The 15,231-nt window shown below is 71.8% G+C and carries 17 protein-coding genes; 7 read left to right on the top strand and 10 right to left on the bottom strand.

What is annotated here, in order from left to right:
• Positions 1 to 39 precede the first annotated feature (39 nt).
• The 5 genes from OG746_RS32135 to OG746_RS32115 all read left to right on the top strand — a co-directional run bounded on the left by OG746_RS32135 (position 40) and on the right by OG746_RS32115 (position 4,884).
• Positions 40 to 1,026 (top strand): DEDDh family exonuclease, encoded by a 987-nt coding sequence (locus tag OG746_RS32135; protein ID WP_266721086.1) that lies wholly within the window; start codon positions 40 to 42, stop codon positions 1,024 to 1,026.
• A 115-nt stretch (positions 1,027 to 1,141) separates the two neighbouring features.
• On the top strand, positions 1,142 to 1,375 hold the full coding sequence (locus OG746_RS32130; protein WP_266721084.1) for a metallothionein: 234 nt from the start codon (positions 1,142 to 1,144) through the stop codon (positions 1,373 to 1,375).
• 77 nt (positions 1,376 to 1,452) lie between these two features.
• Entirely contained in the window at positions 1,453 to 2,247 is a 795-nt protein-coding gene (locus OG746_RS32125) for an SURF1 family cytochrome oxidase biogenesis protein (protein ID WP_266721082.1), read from the top strand.
• An 83-nt stretch (positions 2,248 to 2,330) separates the two neighbouring features.
• Positions 2,331 to 4,124 (top strand): glycoside hydrolase family 15 protein, encoded by a 1,794-nt coding sequence (locus tag OG746_RS32120; RefSeq protein WP_266721080.1) that lies wholly within the window; start codon positions 2,331 to 2,333, stop codon positions 4,122 to 4,124.
• 4 nt (positions 4,125 to 4,128) lie between these two features.
• The gene (locus tag OG746_RS32115) at positions 4,129 to 4,884 is read left to right on the top strand and encodes an SDR family oxidoreductase (RefSeq protein WP_266721078.1); all 756 of its coding nucleotides are present in this window, start codon (positions 4,129 to 4,131) and stop codon (positions 4,882 to 4,884) included.
• Between the two features lie 85 nt (positions 4,885 to 4,969).
• Here the strand turns inward: OG746_RS32115 and amaP are convergent, their stop codons facing one another.
• Genes amaP through OG746_RS32090 form a run of 5 tightly spaced genes read right to left on the bottom strand, consistent with a single transcriptional unit; the run spans position 4,970 to position 7,251 of the window.
• Entirely contained in the window at positions 4,970 to 5,548 is a 579-nt protein-coding gene (gene amaP / locus OG746_RS32110) for an alkaline shock response membrane anchor protein AmaP (protein ID WP_266721076.1), read from the bottom strand.
• Between the two features lie 5 nt (positions 5,549 to 5,553).
• Entirely contained in the window at positions 5,554 to 6,207 is a 654-nt protein-coding gene (locus OG746_RS32105; protein WP_266721074.1) for a DUF6286 domain-containing protein, read from the bottom strand.
• Entirely contained in the window at positions 6,204 to 6,548 is a 345-nt protein-coding gene (locus OG746_RS32100; RefSeq protein WP_266721072.1) for an Asp23/Gls24 family envelope stress response protein, read from the bottom strand. Before OG746_RS32100 ends, OG746_RS32105 begins: the two co-directional genes overlap by 4 nt.
• A 3-nt stretch (positions 6,549 to 6,551) precedes the next feature.
• Complete coding sequence (locus OG746_RS32095) at positions 6,552 to 6,737, bottom strand: hypothetical protein (protein WP_266721070.1); 186 nt, start codon at positions 6,735 to 6,737, stop codon at positions 6,552 to 6,554.
• Between the two features lie 43 nt (positions 6,738 to 6,780).
• Entirely contained in the window at positions 6,781 to 7,251 is a 471-nt protein-coding gene (locus tag OG746_RS32090) for an Asp23/Gls24 family envelope stress response protein (RefSeq protein WP_266721068.1), read from the bottom strand.
• A 107-nt stretch (positions 7,252 to 7,358) separates the two neighbouring features.
• Between OG746_RS32090 and OG746_RS32085 the strand changes: the two genes are divergently transcribed.
• Positions 7,359 to 8,099 carry a flagellar biosynthesis protein FlhF gene (locus OG746_RS32085; RefSeq protein ID WP_266721066.1) on the top strand — a complete coding sequence of 247 codons (741 nt, stop codon included), beginning with the start codon at positions 7,359 to 7,361 and terminating at the stop codon, positions 8,097 to 8,099.
• Positions 8,100 to 8,256: 157 nt separating this feature from the next.
• Here the strand turns inward: OG746_RS32085 and OG746_RS32080 are convergent, their stop codons facing one another.
• The 3 genes from OG746_RS32080 to OG746_RS32070 form a co-directional block, all read right to left on the bottom strand.
• Complete coding sequence (locus OG746_RS32080; RefSeq protein ID WP_266721064.1) at positions 8,257 to 9,048, bottom strand: enoyl-CoA hydratase/isomerase family protein; 792 nt, start codon at positions 9,046 to 9,048, stop codon at positions 8,257 to 8,259.
• Between the two features lie 137 nt (positions 9,049 to 9,185).
• Positions 9,186 to 9,410: a helix-turn-helix domain-containing protein gene (locus tag OG746_RS32075; RefSeq protein WP_266721062.1), complete on the bottom strand. Its 225-nt coding sequence runs from the start codon at positions 9,408 to 9,410 to the stop codon at positions 9,186 to 9,188.
• Between the two features lie 404 nt (positions 9,411 to 9,814).
• On the bottom strand, positions 9,815 to 11,413 hold the full coding sequence (locus OG746_RS32070) for an ABC-F family ATP-binding cassette domain-containing protein (RefSeq protein WP_266721060.1): 1,599 nt from the start codon (positions 11,411 to 11,413) through the stop codon (positions 9,815 to 9,817).
• Positions 11,414 to 11,636: 223 nt separating this feature from the next.
• Here OG746_RS32070 and ypfJ point away from each other — a divergent pair, with 223 nt between their 5' ends.
• Positions 11,637 to 12,524, top strand: a complete 888-nt coding sequence (gene ypfJ / locus OG746_RS32065) for a KPN_02809 family neutral zinc metallopeptidase (RefSeq protein ID WP_266725566.1) — start codon at positions 11,637 to 11,639, stop codon at positions 12,522 to 12,524.
• Between the two features lie 18 nt (positions 12,525 to 12,542).
• On the opposite strand, the gene OG746_RS32060 is transcribed toward ypfJ, so the two are convergent.
• Complete coding sequence (locus tag OG746_RS32060; RefSeq protein WP_266721058.1) at positions 12,543 to 13,985, bottom strand: hypothetical protein; 1,443 nt, start codon at positions 13,983 to 13,985, stop codon at positions 12,543 to 12,545.
• A gap of 57 nt (positions 13,986 to 14,042) precedes the next feature.
• On the bottom strand, positions 14,043 to 15,170 hold the full coding sequence (locus OG746_RS32055; RefSeq protein WP_266721057.1) for an alpha/beta hydrolase: 1,128 nt from the start codon (positions 15,168 to 15,170) through the stop codon (positions 14,043 to 14,045).
• Positions 15,171 to 15,231: the final 61 nt, after the last annotated feature.

Here is a 15,231-nt window from a genome sequence, read left to right as displayed (position 1 = left end):
CGACCGGAGTGTCAGTCACGGCCCGTATCCTCTGGGACCATGCTCGAAGACCATCCGACCGCAGCGTCCGCAGCCTCCTGGCCGGCCGCGTATCCGCAGGGATACGCGGTCGTCGACGTGGAGACCACCGGCCTGTCCCGGGACGACCGGATCATCTCCGCCGCCGTCTACCGCCTGGACGCGCGGGGCGATGTCGAGGACCACTGGTACACGCTGGTCAACCCGCAGCGCGACCCAGGACCCGTGTGGATCCACGGCCTGACGACGGACGTGCTGACGGCCGCCCCGCTGTTCGCGGACATCGCCGAGGAGTTCGCCGCGCGCCTGGACAACCGCGTCCTGGTCGCGCACAACGCGGTCTTCGACTGGTCGATGATCGCCCGCGAGTACGCGCGTGCGGAGCGCACCGCTCCGGTCCGCCAGCGCCTGTGCACCATCGCGCTCTCCAAGGAGCTGGGCCTGCCGCTGCCCAACCACAAGCTGGAGTCCCTCGCGGCGCACTTCGGCGTCGTACAGGAGCACGCGCACAACGCGCTGGACGACGCGCGCGTGCTCGCGGAGGCGTTCCGCCCGAGCCTGCGCACGGCCGCGGCGGACAATGTGCGGCTTCCGCTGCTCGAATGCCGCCCGCTCACCGAGTGGGCGGAGGGGTCGGTGCCGCGTCAGCCCGGGTCCTCCTCCTACCGGGGAGGCGGCGGGGGCACCTGGCGCGCCTCGCGCAAGCGCCCCGCCTGCCCGTACCCGAACCCGGGCCGCTACGAGCCGGACAAGCCGCTCAAGCAGGGCATGCGGGTGGCGTTCTCCGGGGACACTTCGGTCGACCGTGAGCTCCTGGAGGACCGGGCCGTCGACGCGGGCCTCCATGTGGCGACGAGCCTGTCCCGGCTCACCAGCCTCCTCGTGACCAATGACCCGGACTCGTACACCTCGAAGGTCGTGAAGGCGAAGCAGTTCGGGACGCCGGTCATGGACGAGGCGGCGTTCGGACAGCTGTTGCAGGACGTGGCACCGGCGGACGGCTCGTAGGCCACACGCGGGGGCCACTCGCGGAGGCCACCGGTCCTGGCAGACGGGTGAACGCGGGGCGACTCGCCCCGTCACCGCTCGCCCGGCGCCGCTTCGGACACCCACCCTGTGGCGCATGGCACGTTGTGAAGTCTGCGGAAACGACTACGGCATGTCCTTCGAGGTCCATGCCCAGGGAGCGGTCCACGTCTTCGACTGCTTCAGCTGCGCCATCCATCGCATGGCGCCGATCTGCGAGCACTGCCGGTGCCGCATCATCGGGCAGGGCGTCGAGGTCGACGGGCACTGGTTCTGCGGGGCGCACTGCTCCCGCGCGGAGGGGAAGGTGGGCATCGTCGACAACGTCTGAACCCTTCGGCACACGCCCGCCACAATCGGGCACACCCCACTGAAAGCACCCCATGCCCGCCGCTGTACGGTCATGGGGTGTACCGCTTCCTGTTGACCCGGCAGTGGGTGATCCTCACCCTGGTCGCCCTCGTCCTCATCCCCACGATGATCCGGCTGGGCATCTGGCAGATGCACCGCTACGAGGAGCGCGACGCCAGGAACCAGCTGGTCACGGACGCGCTCAACGCGAAGCCCGTACCCGTGGAGGACCTGGCGTCCCCCGGACACGTCGTCAACAGCCACGAGCGGTACCGCTCGGTGACCGCGAAGGGGCGCTTCGACACCGACGACGAGCTCGTGGTGCGGCGCCGCGTCAACGCCAACGAAGAGGTCGGCTACCACGTCCTGACCCCGTTCGTCCTGAACGACGGCAAGGTCCTGCTGATCAACCGCGGCTGGATCCCGGCGAACGGGGCGCAGACCTCCTTCCCGAAGGTCCCCGCCCCGCCGCGCGGCGAGACCACCGTCACCGGCCGTCTGATGCCCAATGAGACGACCGCGGCCAGCGGCATCAAGGACATCAAGGACCTGCCCGCCCGGCAGGTCATGCTGATCAACAGCAAGCAGGAGGCCGAGCGCCTCGGCAGGACGGTGCTCGGCGGCTACGTCGCCCAGACCGCGCCCGAATCGAAGAGCGGAACCCCCGAGCTGGTCGGAGCCCCCGGCAAGGAGGACTCCGCGCTGAACTACGCGTACGCGATCCAGTGGTGGCTGTTCGCCGCCGCGGTGCCCGTGGGCTGGGTGGTGCTGGTGCGGCGCGAGCTGCGGGAGCGGCGTCGCAAGGAAGAGACAGCCACGTCCGAGGCCGAGACGCCGGCCGCCGTCGCCTGACCGGGCGCCGCGCGGGGCCCCCAAAATGTGGCCCACCCGAAATGTGATGCAACCCCGGGCCGATGACGGGGAACCCATGGCGTGTGCGCCCACATATCGAGGATTACGCCCTCATCGGTGACCACCAGACCGCCGCACTCGTCGGCAGGGACGGGTCGATCGACTGGCTGTGCCTGCCCCACTTCGACTCCCCCGCCTGTTTCGCCGCGCTGCTCGGCAGCGAGGAGAACGGCCACTGGCGGCTCGCGCCCAAAGGGGCCGAACACTGCACCACGCGCGCGTACCGCCCCGGCTCCCTCGTGCTCGACACCGAGTGGGAGACGCCGGACGGCAGCGTCCGCGTCACCGACTTCATGCCGCAGCGCGACCGGGCCCCGGACGTCGTCCGCATCGTCGAGGGCCTCAGCGGACGCGTCACCCTGCGCGGCACGCTGCGCCTGCGCTTCGACTACGGCTCCGTCGTGCCGTGGATGCGCCGCGTCGACGGGCACCGGGTCGCCGTCGCGGGCCCGGACTCCGCATGGCTGCGCAGCGAACCGCACGTCCACACGTGGGGCGAGGACTTCGGCACCCACTCTGAGTTCACGGTCGAGGCCGGCGAGACCGTCGCCTTCGTCCTGACCTGGCACCCCTCGCACGAGCAGCGCCCGCAGCCGGTCGACCCGCACGAGTCGCTGCGGCACAGCCTGGAGGACTGGCAGGCGTGGGCGGACCGCTGCCGCTACGAAGGCCCGCATCGGGAGGCCGTGCTCCGCTCCCTCCTCACGCTGAAGGCCCTCATCTTCGCGCCGACCGGCGGCATCGTGGCCGCCCCCACCTCCTCGCTGCCCGAGGAGATCGGCGGCGTACGGAACTGGGACTACCGGTACTGCTGGCTGCGCGATTCGACCCTGACGCTCGGCGCGCTGCTCTCGGCCGGCTATCTCGACGAGGCCGAGGCCTGGCGCGACTGGCTGCTGCGGGCCGCCGCCGGCGATCCGGCCGACCTGCAGATCATGTACGGACTCGCGGGCGAGCGGCGCCTTCCCGAGCAGGAGCTCGACTGGCTGGACGGCTACCACGGCTCCCGCCCCGTGCGCGCGGGCAACGACGCCGCGCACCAGCTCCAGCTGGACGTGTACGGCGAGGTCGTCGACTCCCTCGCGCTCGCCCGCCGCGAGGGCCTTGAGGCCGGGCCGCACGCCTGGCGGCTGCAGTTGGCGCTGCTCGACTTCCTGGAGGAGACGTGGCGCGAGCCCGACGAAGGGCTGTGGGAGGTGCGCGGGCCGCGCCGGCACTTCGTGCACTCGAAGGTGATGGTGTGGGTCGCCGTCGACCGCACCGTGCGCGCCATGGAGGACGACCCGCGGCTGCCCGGCGACATCGACCGGCTGCGCAAGCTGCGCGACGCCGTCCACCGGGAGGTGTGCGAGCGCGGCTACGACGCGGAGCGCGGCACGTTCACCCAGTTCTACGGCTCGTCCGAACTGGACGCCGCGCTGCTGCTCATCCCGCGCGTGGGATTTCTGCCACCGGACGACCCGCGCGTGCGCGGCACGGTCGACGCGGTCCGCGACGAGCTGTCGTACGACGGTCTCGTGCACCGCTACAGCGCGGACGAGTCCGGCGTCGACGGGCTTCCGGGCCAGGAGGGCGCCTTCCTGGTCTGCTCGTTCTGGCTCGCGGACGCGCTGCACATGACGGGGCGCACGAAGGAGGCGCGCGAGCTGTTCGAACGGCTCGTGGCGCTCTGCAACGACGTGGGGCTGCTCGCCGAGGAGTACGACCCCGCGGCGGGCCGGCTGCTCGGTAATTTTCCGCAGGCGTTCAGCCATATCGGCCTCGTGGGCACGGCACTGACCCTGTTCGGCGCGGCGGACGAGGGAGAGGGAGGATAGGGCCATGGATCTTGGACTGAAGAACCGTGTGTACGTAGTCACCGGCGCGACGCGGGGCCTCGGCAACGCGGCCGCGCGCGAGCTGGTCGCCGACGGCGCCAAGGTCGTCATCAGCGGGCGCGACGACCAGAAGGCCAAGGAGGCGGCGGCCGAGCTCGGGCCGAACGCGTACGGCGTCGCCGCCGACAACGCCGACCCGGACGTCGCCGAGCGCCTCATCGGGGCGGCCCGCGAGCAGTTCGGCGGCTTCGACGGGATTCTGGTGAGCGTCGGCGGGCCCGCGCCCGGCTTTGTCGCCGACAACACGGACGAGCAGTGGACGGCCGCGTTCGAGTCCGTGTTTCTCGGGGCGGTGCGGCTCGCGCGGGCGGCCGCGGCGCAGCTGGACGAGGGCGGGGTCATCGGGTTCGTGCTGTCCGGCTCGGTGCACGAGCCGATCCCCGGGCTGACCATCTCGAACGGCCTTCGTCCCGGGCTCGCCGGTTTCGCCAAGTCCCTCGCGAACGAGCTGGGGCCGCGGGGCATCCGCGTCGTGGGGCTGCTGCCCGCGCGCATCGACACGGATCGGGTGCGCGAGCTGGACGGGATGGCGGCGGATCCGGAGGCGGCGCGGACGGCGCAGGAGTCCCGTATCCCGCTGCGTCGGTACGGAACTCCGGAGGAGTTCGGGCGGGCGGCGGCGTTCTTCCTGTCACCCGCCGCGTCGTACCTCACCGGTGTGATGCTGCCGGTGGACGGCGGCTTCCGGCACGGATTCTGAAATGAAATCGAGCCCGCCCGGCGTCAATCGCCGGACGGGCTCGAAATGTGCTCGTTCTCAAACGCTGGGCGGGCTCGAAACCGGCTCAACTCACCCGTTCCGCACGGTGCTTGACCGCCCGCAGGCGGACCTCCGTCGGGAGTTCCTCCAGGCCCGCCGATTCCCTCGCCTGCCTCAGGGAGTCCTGGCTCAGCAGCCGGAGCGCCTCGCCGGGAACCGCGTGCGGCTCCAGGGTGAGGGTCGCGCGGGCCTGCGGAGTGGAGCGGCGGCCGGTCAACCGCACATGGGCCCGGTCGACCCCGTCCAGGGACTCCGCACCGCTCACGAGGACGTTCTCCAGGGCCCGGCCCCGCAGCAGCGCCCCCTCGCCGTCGCCGCTGTCGACCAGCACCTCGGCGAGCCTGCGGCGCCGCAGCTGGGCCACCAGCCACCACAGGGCGAGCAGCACGACGACGCCGAGCACGGCGATCACCGTCGGCCAGAACCAGCCCTCGTCGTGCCAGCGCGCCCGGTCGGCATCGCTGACCAGCACGTCGTCCGGGCCGTCGTGGATCCACCACGACGGCGGCTTCACCCCGAGCCCGACGGCGAGCACCGAGCCGCCGCCGACTACGAGGACGAGCCCGAGCAACCCGAGCACGATCCGGTTGACGGTCCTGAGCACGCCGCTCACCCTTTCTTCCCCGGCCGTGCGACACGCACGGACAGGCCGGGGGCCTTGCCGAGCCCGAGCTGCTTGATCCCGTCGCCGAGTGTGGCGTCCAAGTCGGCCCGTACGTCGTCGAGTTCACGGAAGTGCGAGAGCGCCCGCACGTCCACCTTGCGGCGCTTCATGCGGACCCGTGCGGACTGCACGCCCGCCACCTCCATGGCCCGGTCGCGCAGCACCATCGCGGCGGCGTCGCGGTGCAGCACCGCGCGAACCTCCGGATGTGTACGGCGCATCGGCAGCAGGGCGCGCAGTCCCGGCGTCGCCGCGAGCACGATCAGCCACAGGCCGAGCGCGGCCGCGACGCCCGCGCCGATGAGGACGGCGGTGTCGTCGAGGGTCCGCGTGGAGAGCTCGTCGGCGAGCGTCCGCCGCCACTGCATGGACCCGTGCCCCGCCCGCACCGCTGCCACGTCGTAGAGCAGCAGTCCCGCGGCGGCCAGAATCACCAGGGCCACGATCGCGGCGGGGACGCGCCGCCCCGACCAGAAACGGCTCGCCTTCTGTTCGCTGTCCAGCGTGGGGTGCGGCTCGTACGAAGCGGCGGACGCCGACTGGTCGAGCTCGCTCTCCTCCCGCTCGACCACCGGAATCGGCCGGGTGGGTTCGCTCATCGGATCCTCCCCCGGTCCGTTCCACGGGTGTGCGCCGAGTGCAGCCGCTCGACCTGGACGGCCACCTCGGGCACTTCCATTCCCGCCAACTCCCTTACCCGCTGGGACACTTGACGACGCACGGCACCGCACTGGCGGCCGATGTCCGTCGGGTACTCCAGCTCAAGGCTGATCCGGACCCGCGCGCTGTCCTGTCGTACGGTGACCGTGGCGCCCGGCGCCGCCCCGTCCTCGGGGATCCGGTCGAGTGCCTCTCGTGCCGCGTGCGCGGCGATCTTCGCGACGACCCGGTCGGCGATCCGGGTCGCGCCGCGCTCGGCCGGCGCGACCTGTGCCGCCATCGGTCACCCCCGCCGATCGCCGCGCGAACGGAAGAACTCGCCGACTTCCAGGTCCCCTTCCAGGAACCTGCCCGCGACGAAACCGATGGCGCCGAGCGCCGCCACCAGCAGGAAGGCCCCGAAGCCGCCGAAGTATCCGGCGAATCCGAGGGCCATGCCGGCGATCATGCCGACCACGGCCAGATTCATCGTGCGCTCCTCCTAGGGAAGCCCGTAGCTACGCCCACAGATCTCATTGGAGTCGTGACTCCGGCTCTTCGTCCTCCTCGTCCGGCAGCTTCACGTCGCTGACGGCGATGTTGACCTCGACGACCTCGAGCCCGGTCATGCGCTCGACGGCGACGATCACGTTCTCCCTGACGGCGCGCGCGGTGTCCGCGATCGACACGCCGTACTCGACGACGATCTCCAGATCGAGCGCCGTCTGCACCTCGCCGACCTCGGCCTTCACCCCGCGCGACACGGACTTGGTGCCGCCGGGAACCCGGTCGCGCACCGCGCCGAACGTGCGGGAGATGCCGCTGCCCATGGCGTGGACGCCGTCGACGTCGCGCGCCGCGAGACCCGCGATCTTCTCGACGACGCCGTCGGCGATGGTGGTCCGTCCCCTGCTGGCGGGGTCGCCACTGCCCCGCTTGGTCACATTGGTCCTGGCTGCGGTCGAACCGGGCGTCTCGCCCGGCTTCTGCGCGGTGTCACTCATCGGGCCGTCCCCTCGGTGAGGTGGGATCTCGGTGGGGTGCTGCTTTCTTTTGCCCACATTAAGTGCGGTTACCCGAAGGCGCGCCCGCTATGGGGCAGCCTGGGGCAATGACGGCTGATCGATGGACACAGGCAGTGCGTACGCAGCTGGGGCTCGGCAGGCTGCTGCCGCTCGGCGGGCCCGGTGACGGTGCGTGGATCACGGAACCGGCGGCGACACAGGCGCTGCGCCGTGCGGTACAAGGGGTGCGCGGCGTACGTCTCGGCGCCCTGCGTCTCGGGCTCGCCGACCCCGACGCGGCGGAGGAGCCCGCGGTGCCGGCCCCACCGAGCGCGCTGCCGCCGGGGCCTTTGCGGCTCACGGCGGACTGTGCGGCGACGGCGGAGGAACCGCTGCCGGTTGCCGCCGATCGGCTGAGGGAGGCGCTCGCGGGGGCGGCGGATCGGGTCGGCCTGGTGGTGGCGGAGGTCGACCTCCAGGTCACGGCGCTGCTCGATGAGGCCGATCAGGTGGCGGACGCGGATCCCGGTGCCTCGGATGAGCCGGAGCCGGCGCCCGCTCCGAAGTCGGCGGGCGCCTCCGGGGACGCGGATCGGGTGGCGGAGGCGGTGCTCGGGGTGCCGGGGGTGACGCGGTTGACCGGGGCGCTCGGTGGTCTCGGTCGCGCGGTCCACATCGAGGACCACTCCGGCGAGGCGTCCCTCCCCCGCCGTCACGTACGCGTGGAGTTGGGGGTGTCCGCGGACGCGCGGGCGATCGAGGTGACCGGGGCCGTCCGGGCGGCCGTGGCCAGGGCGCTTCCGAACAATCCGACCGTTGCGGTGCTGGTCACGGAGCTCACGACGTAGATCGCCCCCGCCGCCCCTTCCCGTCCCGTCCCTGGGGGCTGCGCCCCCAGACCCCCTGTCCTCAAACGCCGGACGGGCTGAAAGGCGCCGGACGGGCTGAAAGGCGGCGGGCGGGCTGAAGTGGCGTCAGTAGACGTCGGACGGGCTGAAGTGGCTCTCAGTCGCCGAGACCCGCCAGGTCCCGGAGGCGGCGGCCCTGGGCCGCGCGCTCCGCGGTGCGCTGGTCGTCGAGGGTGCGGTCGGACGCTCCCTGGAGCAGTGCCTTCGTCTCGATCACGGCGTCGCGGGGCGCTGCGACGAGGGCCGCGACCAGGTCCTGGGTCGCGTCCGTGAGCTCGGCCGCGGGGACGGACACGTTGGCCAGGCCGCTGCGGACGGCCTCGTCGGCGTGGACGTAGCGGCCGGTGACGCAGATTTCGAGGGCGCGCGCGTATCCGACCAGCGAGACGAGCGGATGCGTGCCCGTCAGGTCCGGCACCAGGCCGAGGCTGGTCTCGCGCATGGAGAACTGCACGTCGTCGGCGACGACGCGCAGATCGCAGGAGAGGGCGAGCTGGAACCCGGCCCCGATGGCATGCCCCTGCACCGCGGCGACGGACAGGATGTCGCTGCGCCGCAGCCAGGTGAACGCGTCCTGGTACTCGGCGATCGTCGCGTCGAGGACGTCGTCGTCGCCGCGCGCCAGGTCGAGGAAGGACGGCTCACCGTCGAAGCCCTCGGGCGTGAAGGCCTGACGGTCGAGGCCCGCGGAGAAGGACTTGCCCTCACCGCGCACCACGACGACCCGCACGGACCCCGGCAGAGCACGCCCGGCCTCGCCCAACGCCCGCCACAGAGCGGGACTCTGGGCGTTGCGCTTGTCCGGGTTGGTCAGGCTGACCGTGGCGATCGCATCGTCGACGGTGAGCCGGACGCCGTCCTTGTCGAGCAGCGGTGCGGGCAGGTTCATCTGGACCTCCGGGTCTGCGCAGCCGTACGGCACGTAGTCGCACGAGACGTAAGTGACTGCACAGTAACCACCCGGCCGGACAGCGGACCGACCGGGTGGTCAGTTGGAGCCAGTGAGCTGGGCGAGCCCTGCGAGGGTCAGGCCGACGTGGCCTTGTTCTTGCCTCGCGTGGCCCCGCCGCGTCCCCGCAGCGTGACCCCGGATTCGCTCAGCATCCGGTGCACAAAGCCATACGAGCGACCGGTTTCCTCGGCCAATGCCCGAATACTCGCACCGGAGTCGTACTTCTTCTTCAGGTCTGCCGCGAGCTTGTCGCGCGCGGCGCCGGTTACCCGGCTGCCCTTCTTCAGAGTCTCGGCCACCCGTGCCTCCTCGTGGGAAGTGCGCTCTGGATTTCCCATGATCACCCCTTGCGGGCTTCCTGGCCACCCATTCGGCAAGGTCCATAGACCCTCAATTACGGGCGCGACGGGGATCCACACGAGTGGAATCGAGAATTCCGGCGGGTTTTCGCGGCCCCGGAAAACGCCTGCGCGACAGAACTGGCAGGTCAGCCACGGCCCAGGCGCCGCAAGGGCGCCATGCACGACGAGGCCCCGAATTCCGTGCACGACACACCTGGGTACGAGGAGATCTCACCCAGATGAAGGATCACGGATCGGCCGAATGATCCAGACGGAGTGGATCATTCAATGGATCAACCGGTGCCCACCGAGTGGATCACCCGGTGATCACCGAGTCGACCACCCGGTGATCACCGAGTTGATCATGCGAGGGCCACGAGATCCGCGTACGTCTGGCCCCACAGGTCCTCGATTCCGTCCGGAAGCAGAATGATCCGCTCCGGCTGGAGGGCCTCGACGGCGCCCTCGTCGTGCGTGACGAGGACGACGGCGCCCTTGTAGGTGCGCAGCGCGCCGAGGATCTCCTCGCGGCTGGCCGGGTCGAGGTTGTTCGTGGGCTCGTCGAGGAGCAGCACGTTCGCGGACGACACGACGAGCGTGGCGAGCGCGAGACGGGTCTTCTCGCCGCCGGACAGGACCCCGGCCGGCTTGTCGACGTCGTCACCGGAGAACAGGAACGAGCCGAGCGTCTTGCGGACCTGGATCAGGTCGAGGTCGGGGGCCGCGGTGCGCATGTTCTCCAGGACCGTGCGCTCCGGGTCGAGGGTCTCGTGCTCCTGCGCGTAGTAGCCGAGCTTGAGGCCGTGGCCCTCGATGACCTGCCCCGTGTCGGGCTTCTCCGCGCCGCCGAGGAGCTTGAGCAGGGTCGTCTTGCCCGCGCCGTTGAGGCCGAGGATGACGACGCGCGAGCCCTTGTCGATGGCCAGGTCGACGTCCGTGAAGATCTCCAGGGAGCCGTACGACTTCGACAGGCCCTCGGCCATGAGCGGCGTCTTGCCGCACGGCGAGGGCTCGGGGAAGCGCAGCTTGGCGACCTTGTCGGACTGGCGGACCTCTTCGAGGCCCGCGAGGAGCTTGTCGGCGCGCTTGGCCATGTTCTGCGCGGCGACGGTCTTGGTCGCCTTGGCACGCATCTTGTCGGCCTGCGCGTTCAGCGTCGCGGCCTTCTTCTCGGCGTTCTGACGCTCGCGCTTGCGGCGCTTCTCGTCGTCCTCGCGCTGCTGCTGGTAGAGCTTCCAGCCCATGTTGTAGACGTCGATCTGGGAGCGGTTGGCGTCCAGGTAGAAGACCTTGTTGACGACCGTCTCCATGAGTTCGACGTCGTGGGAGATGACGATGAAGCCGCCGCTGTACGTCCTGAGGTAGTCGCGCAGCCAGACGATCGAGTCCGCGTCCAGGTGGTTCGTGGGCTCGTCGAGGAGCAGGGTGTCCGCGTCCGAGAAGAGGATGCGGGCCAGTTCGATACGGCGCCGCTGACCACCCGAGAGCGTGTGCAGGGGCTGGCCGAGCACACGGTCCGGGAGGTTCAGGGCTGCGGCGATGGTGGCGGCCTCGGCCTCGGCGGCGTATCCGCCCTTGGTGAGGAACTCCGTCTCCTGGCGCTCGTACTGCCGCAGCGCCTTGGCCTGCGTGGCGCCCGAGCCGTTCGCGATGCGCTGCTCGTTCTCGCGCATCTTGCGGATCAGGGTGTCCAGACCGCGGGCGGAGAGGATGCGGTCGCGGGCCAGCACGTCGAGGTCGCCGGTGCGCGGGTCCTGCGGGAGGTAGCCGACCTCGCCGGAGCGGCTGATGGTGCCGCCGGCCGGGATGCCCTCGCCGGCCAGGCACTTCGTGAGGGTCGTCTTGCCCGCTCCATTGCGGCCGACCAGACCGATGCGGTCGCCCTTGGCGATACGGAAATTGGCGTTCTCGATGAGCATGCGCGCGCCCGCGCGCAGTTCGATGCCGGATGCGGTGATCAAGGGAGGTACTCCAGGACAGGATTAACGGCTGGTTGACAGGGCGGGGGGCCAATCAGCGCCGCTAATGCACCCAGAGAAGGAACGTCATACGAACCAGTTTACCGGTGACGTGCAAGCTCTTTTCCCAGGTGTGCGTGTCCCCCGTTCGGCCCTCGGATCCGACCTCTCTGACCAGGGACGTAACAGGATGAGGGGGTCGATGACCGGCGAGAAGGCGGTGCGCATGCAGTTCGACGACGACGCGCGTCTGGACACATCGGAGGTCCAGGACGTGCGCGGCAGCCGGCTTCCGGGCGGCAAGGCGGCCATGGGGGGCGGCTTCGCGGGTGTGATCGCGCTCGTCCTCGGGCTGCTCTTCGGCACGGACCAGTTCGGGCTCTCCGCCGAGGACACCAGTGCCCCTGTGGCGACGATGTCCAGCGAGGCGCAGGTCCAGGAGCAGTGCCGGACGGGCTCGGACGCGAACAGCAGGCAGGACTGCCGGACGGTCGCCGTGGTCAACAGCGTGCAGGACTTCTGGGGCGCGGAATTCGGGCGCAGGAACGCCACGTACACGCCCGCGTCGACGGTGTTCTTCACCAACCAGGTCGCCACCGCGTGCGGCTCGGCGACCTCGTCGGTCGGGCCGTTCTACTGCCCCGGCGACCGGCGGGTCTATCTCGACCTCGGCTTCTTCGACGAGCTGCGCACCAAGTTCGGTTCGAGCGGCGGGCCCTTCGCGCAGGCGTACGTCGTGGCGCACGAGTACGGGCACCACGTGCAGAACCTGATGGGCACGCTGACGCGCGCCCAGGACGGGCGCACGGGCGAGAACAGCAACGCGGTGAAGGTCGAGCTGCAGGCGGACTGCTACGGGGGCGTGTGGGCGCGGCACGCGACGAAGACGCCCACCGAGTCCACGGGCCGGCCGCTGATCACGAGCCTGACCGACGCGGACATCCGGGACGGCCTGGACGCGGCCGCGGCGGTCGGCGACGACCGGATCCAGGAGCGGTACCAGGGGCAGGTGACGCCCGAGACGTGGACGCACGGCTCGGCCCAGCAGCGCCAGCAGTGGTTCTACCGGGGCTTCGAGAGCGGCGACATGGCCCAGTGCAACACCTTCCGGTGAGACCGGGCCGCTGACGTCCTACACGCCGCCGGTGTGCACCTGGAAGGCCGCCCTGCGGACCGCCTTCGCGAGGGCCGGGTCGGGGTGCGCGGCGGCGAGCGCGACGAGCACCTGCACCGTGCGCGGGTGCCCGACGGCGCGCACCTCCTCGATCAGCGCGGGCACGGTCGGCTGCACCGCGGCCTCCAAGTGCCGTACGAGGAGGGGGGCTTCGCCGTGGTCGGCGACGGCTGCGGCGGTGTCCACCCACAGCCAGGTCGCCTCCTCGCGGCTGAGCACCGTGTGCACGTCCTCGGGGTCGGCGCCCTCGTACTCGGCGAGCCACAGCAGGACGTAGGGCCGCAGGTGCGGGTCGTCGGCGGCGCGGCGGACCTCGGGCTCTGCGGGGGCGCCGACGACCCGCAGCGCCTCGAAGGCGAGGCCGCGCAGCAGGGCGTCCTCGCCGCGGGCGGCGTCAAGGAGGTCGGTGACGGCGGTGCCGATGTCGCGGGCGGCGAGCCAGGCCCGGTACTCGTCGCGTGCGGCCTTCGGGCGCAGCCGCGCGCAGCCGCGCAGCATGTCCTCGGCGGACACCTCGATGTTGCCCGCGGGCGACTGGGCTGCGACGCAGATCTGCTCCAGCTTGACCCACACCGCCCAGCTGCCCAGCGGGGTGAGGGTGGCGTGCCCGTCGTCGTACGTGAGCGCGCCCACGGCGGCGAGGCCTTGCAGGGACCAGTCGAGCAGCGGGCGGAGCGGGGTGTCCTGCGGGGGCGTCGGTTCCGAATCAGCAGGGGCGGCGCGCAGCGCCTCGTCCGAAGGGCGGTGGTGGGCGACGGGCGGGACGTAGGGGATCTCGCAGCGTTCCGTGCGCAGTTCCGTGACGCGCTGGTCGAGCAGGTCGAGGAGCTGGGCCGCGGCGACCCGGTCCGCCATCAGCTGAAGGAAGCTCAGCAACTGCGGCATCGCCTCGACGACCTCGGCCACCGCGGCGGGGCCGACCTCCTCGGGCGCCGGGTGGACCAGCGACCAGGCGTCGAACAGGGCGACCCAGCCGCGCAGAACGGCGGTGTCGTCGCGGTCCCAGGCGCGCAGCCGCCAGCCGGGCCGGGCGCTGGCTCCGTGCACCTCGACGAGTCCGGCGAGGCGGGCCGTGTCCCAGTCCGCGCGGACCTGATCGACCGTCAGCCCGAGCTCTTCCGCGGCGCGCAGGGCGGTCACGTCGGAGAGGGTGCCCTTGCCGTCGCGGGCGGCCATGTTGTTGCCGGGGCCGATCCTGGTGTCCGCCCAGCGGGCCACGCGGACCGCCGCGGCGAGGTCGCGGCGCGCGGCGCGGGCGAGCTCCGCGGGCGGTGGGGTGCCCTCCGGTGGGCGGGGTGCGGGACGGCGTGCGGCGACCGGCCGCGGGGTCGGGGCGGCCAGGGGCTGGCGGCGCGGGCTGACGAGTCGGAGCCGGGAGTCGCGCGGGGTACGGGACGTCACGAAGGGCAGTCTCTCGGTTGACCCTGCCAATTCCCAAACGGGCGCCCTGTGGAGCCGCTACATCAACGGCGTCAGGAACCTTCTCAACGCCTCCTCGTAGCCCTTCGCGTCCGCGTTCCACATCGCGTTGTGCGGGGCCTCGTCCACCTCGTGGAGGGTGACCAGGTCCGGGCGGTGGTCCGCGAGCCGGCGGGAGAGCGCCCACGGGGACACCTCGTCGCCGGGGCCGTGGATCAGGAGCGTGGGGACCTTGAGGGCGTGCGGGTCCGCGGCCTCCGAGAGGCGGTCGCCGCGCAGGCCGGTGCGGCCCTGGGCGGCGCGGACCGCGAGCGGGAGCAGCGGGCCCGGGGTGCGGCGGGCCCGGGCCAGGGCGCGCAGCGTCGCCTCCCAGCTGAGCACCGGCGAGTCCAGGACGAGGCCCTTGACGCGGTCGCGCAGCGCCGAGTGGGCCGCCGCGTGCAGGGCCATCGCGGCGCCCGTCGACCAGCCGAGCACGATGACGTCCCGGGCGCCGTAGCGCACGGCGTAGCGGATCGCCGCGTCCAGGTCGCGCCACTCCGTCTCGCCGAGGTGGCCGAGGCCGTCCGGAGAGCGGGGCGCGCCGAGGTCGCCGCGGTAGGCGAGGTCGAGCACAGGGAACTGGTGGTGGTGCAGGAACTCCATGAGGTTCATGGGGTGTTCGCGGGTGGTGCCGAGGCCGTGCACGGCGATCACCCACGTGTCCCGGGTGCCGGGCACGAACCAGGCGGGCAGCGCGCCGAGTTCCCCGGGCACGTCGACGTCGGCGTGGTCCAGGCCGAGCGCGGCCTTGGGGTCACCGATGTGCACCTGGGGCGTGAGCCAGGCCTTGGCGCCGGGCTCCAGGGTGCCGTGGGTGACCCGCTCCAAGCGGCGTACGACGGTATCGGCGGAGGTCGTGGCCGATTCGACGACCGGACCGACCACCGCGTGGTAGCCGTCGCCCTGCAACCCGTACCTGCCGGGGCGCAGCGAGGCCAGGTCGCGGGTCAGGGTGACCTGGCCCGCGGCGGTGGCGTGCACGGTGAGTCGGGGTTCGGTGGGCAGCGGGCGGCCTGCGGGCGCCTTGAGCGCTGCGTCGCTGGCCAGACGGCCCGCGGCGATCGCGGCGGCCGAGGCCCCTAGGACGGCGGTGACGGCAGCGGCCGTCGCTTTGGCGGTGCGCACCCGTCCAGTGTCCTGGCCCGCGCCCGCCCCGGCCAGTGGGGCGACGGGTACGAGTGACGCA

This window comes from Streptomyces sp. NBC_01016, from assembly GCF_026341035.1.
Lineage (GTDB): Bacteria > Actinomycetota > Actinomycetes > Streptomycetales > Streptomycetaceae > Streptomyces.
The sequence above is the reverse complement of the archived record's forward strand: the minus strand, read 5'-3'. Positions and strand labels throughout refer to the sequence as shown.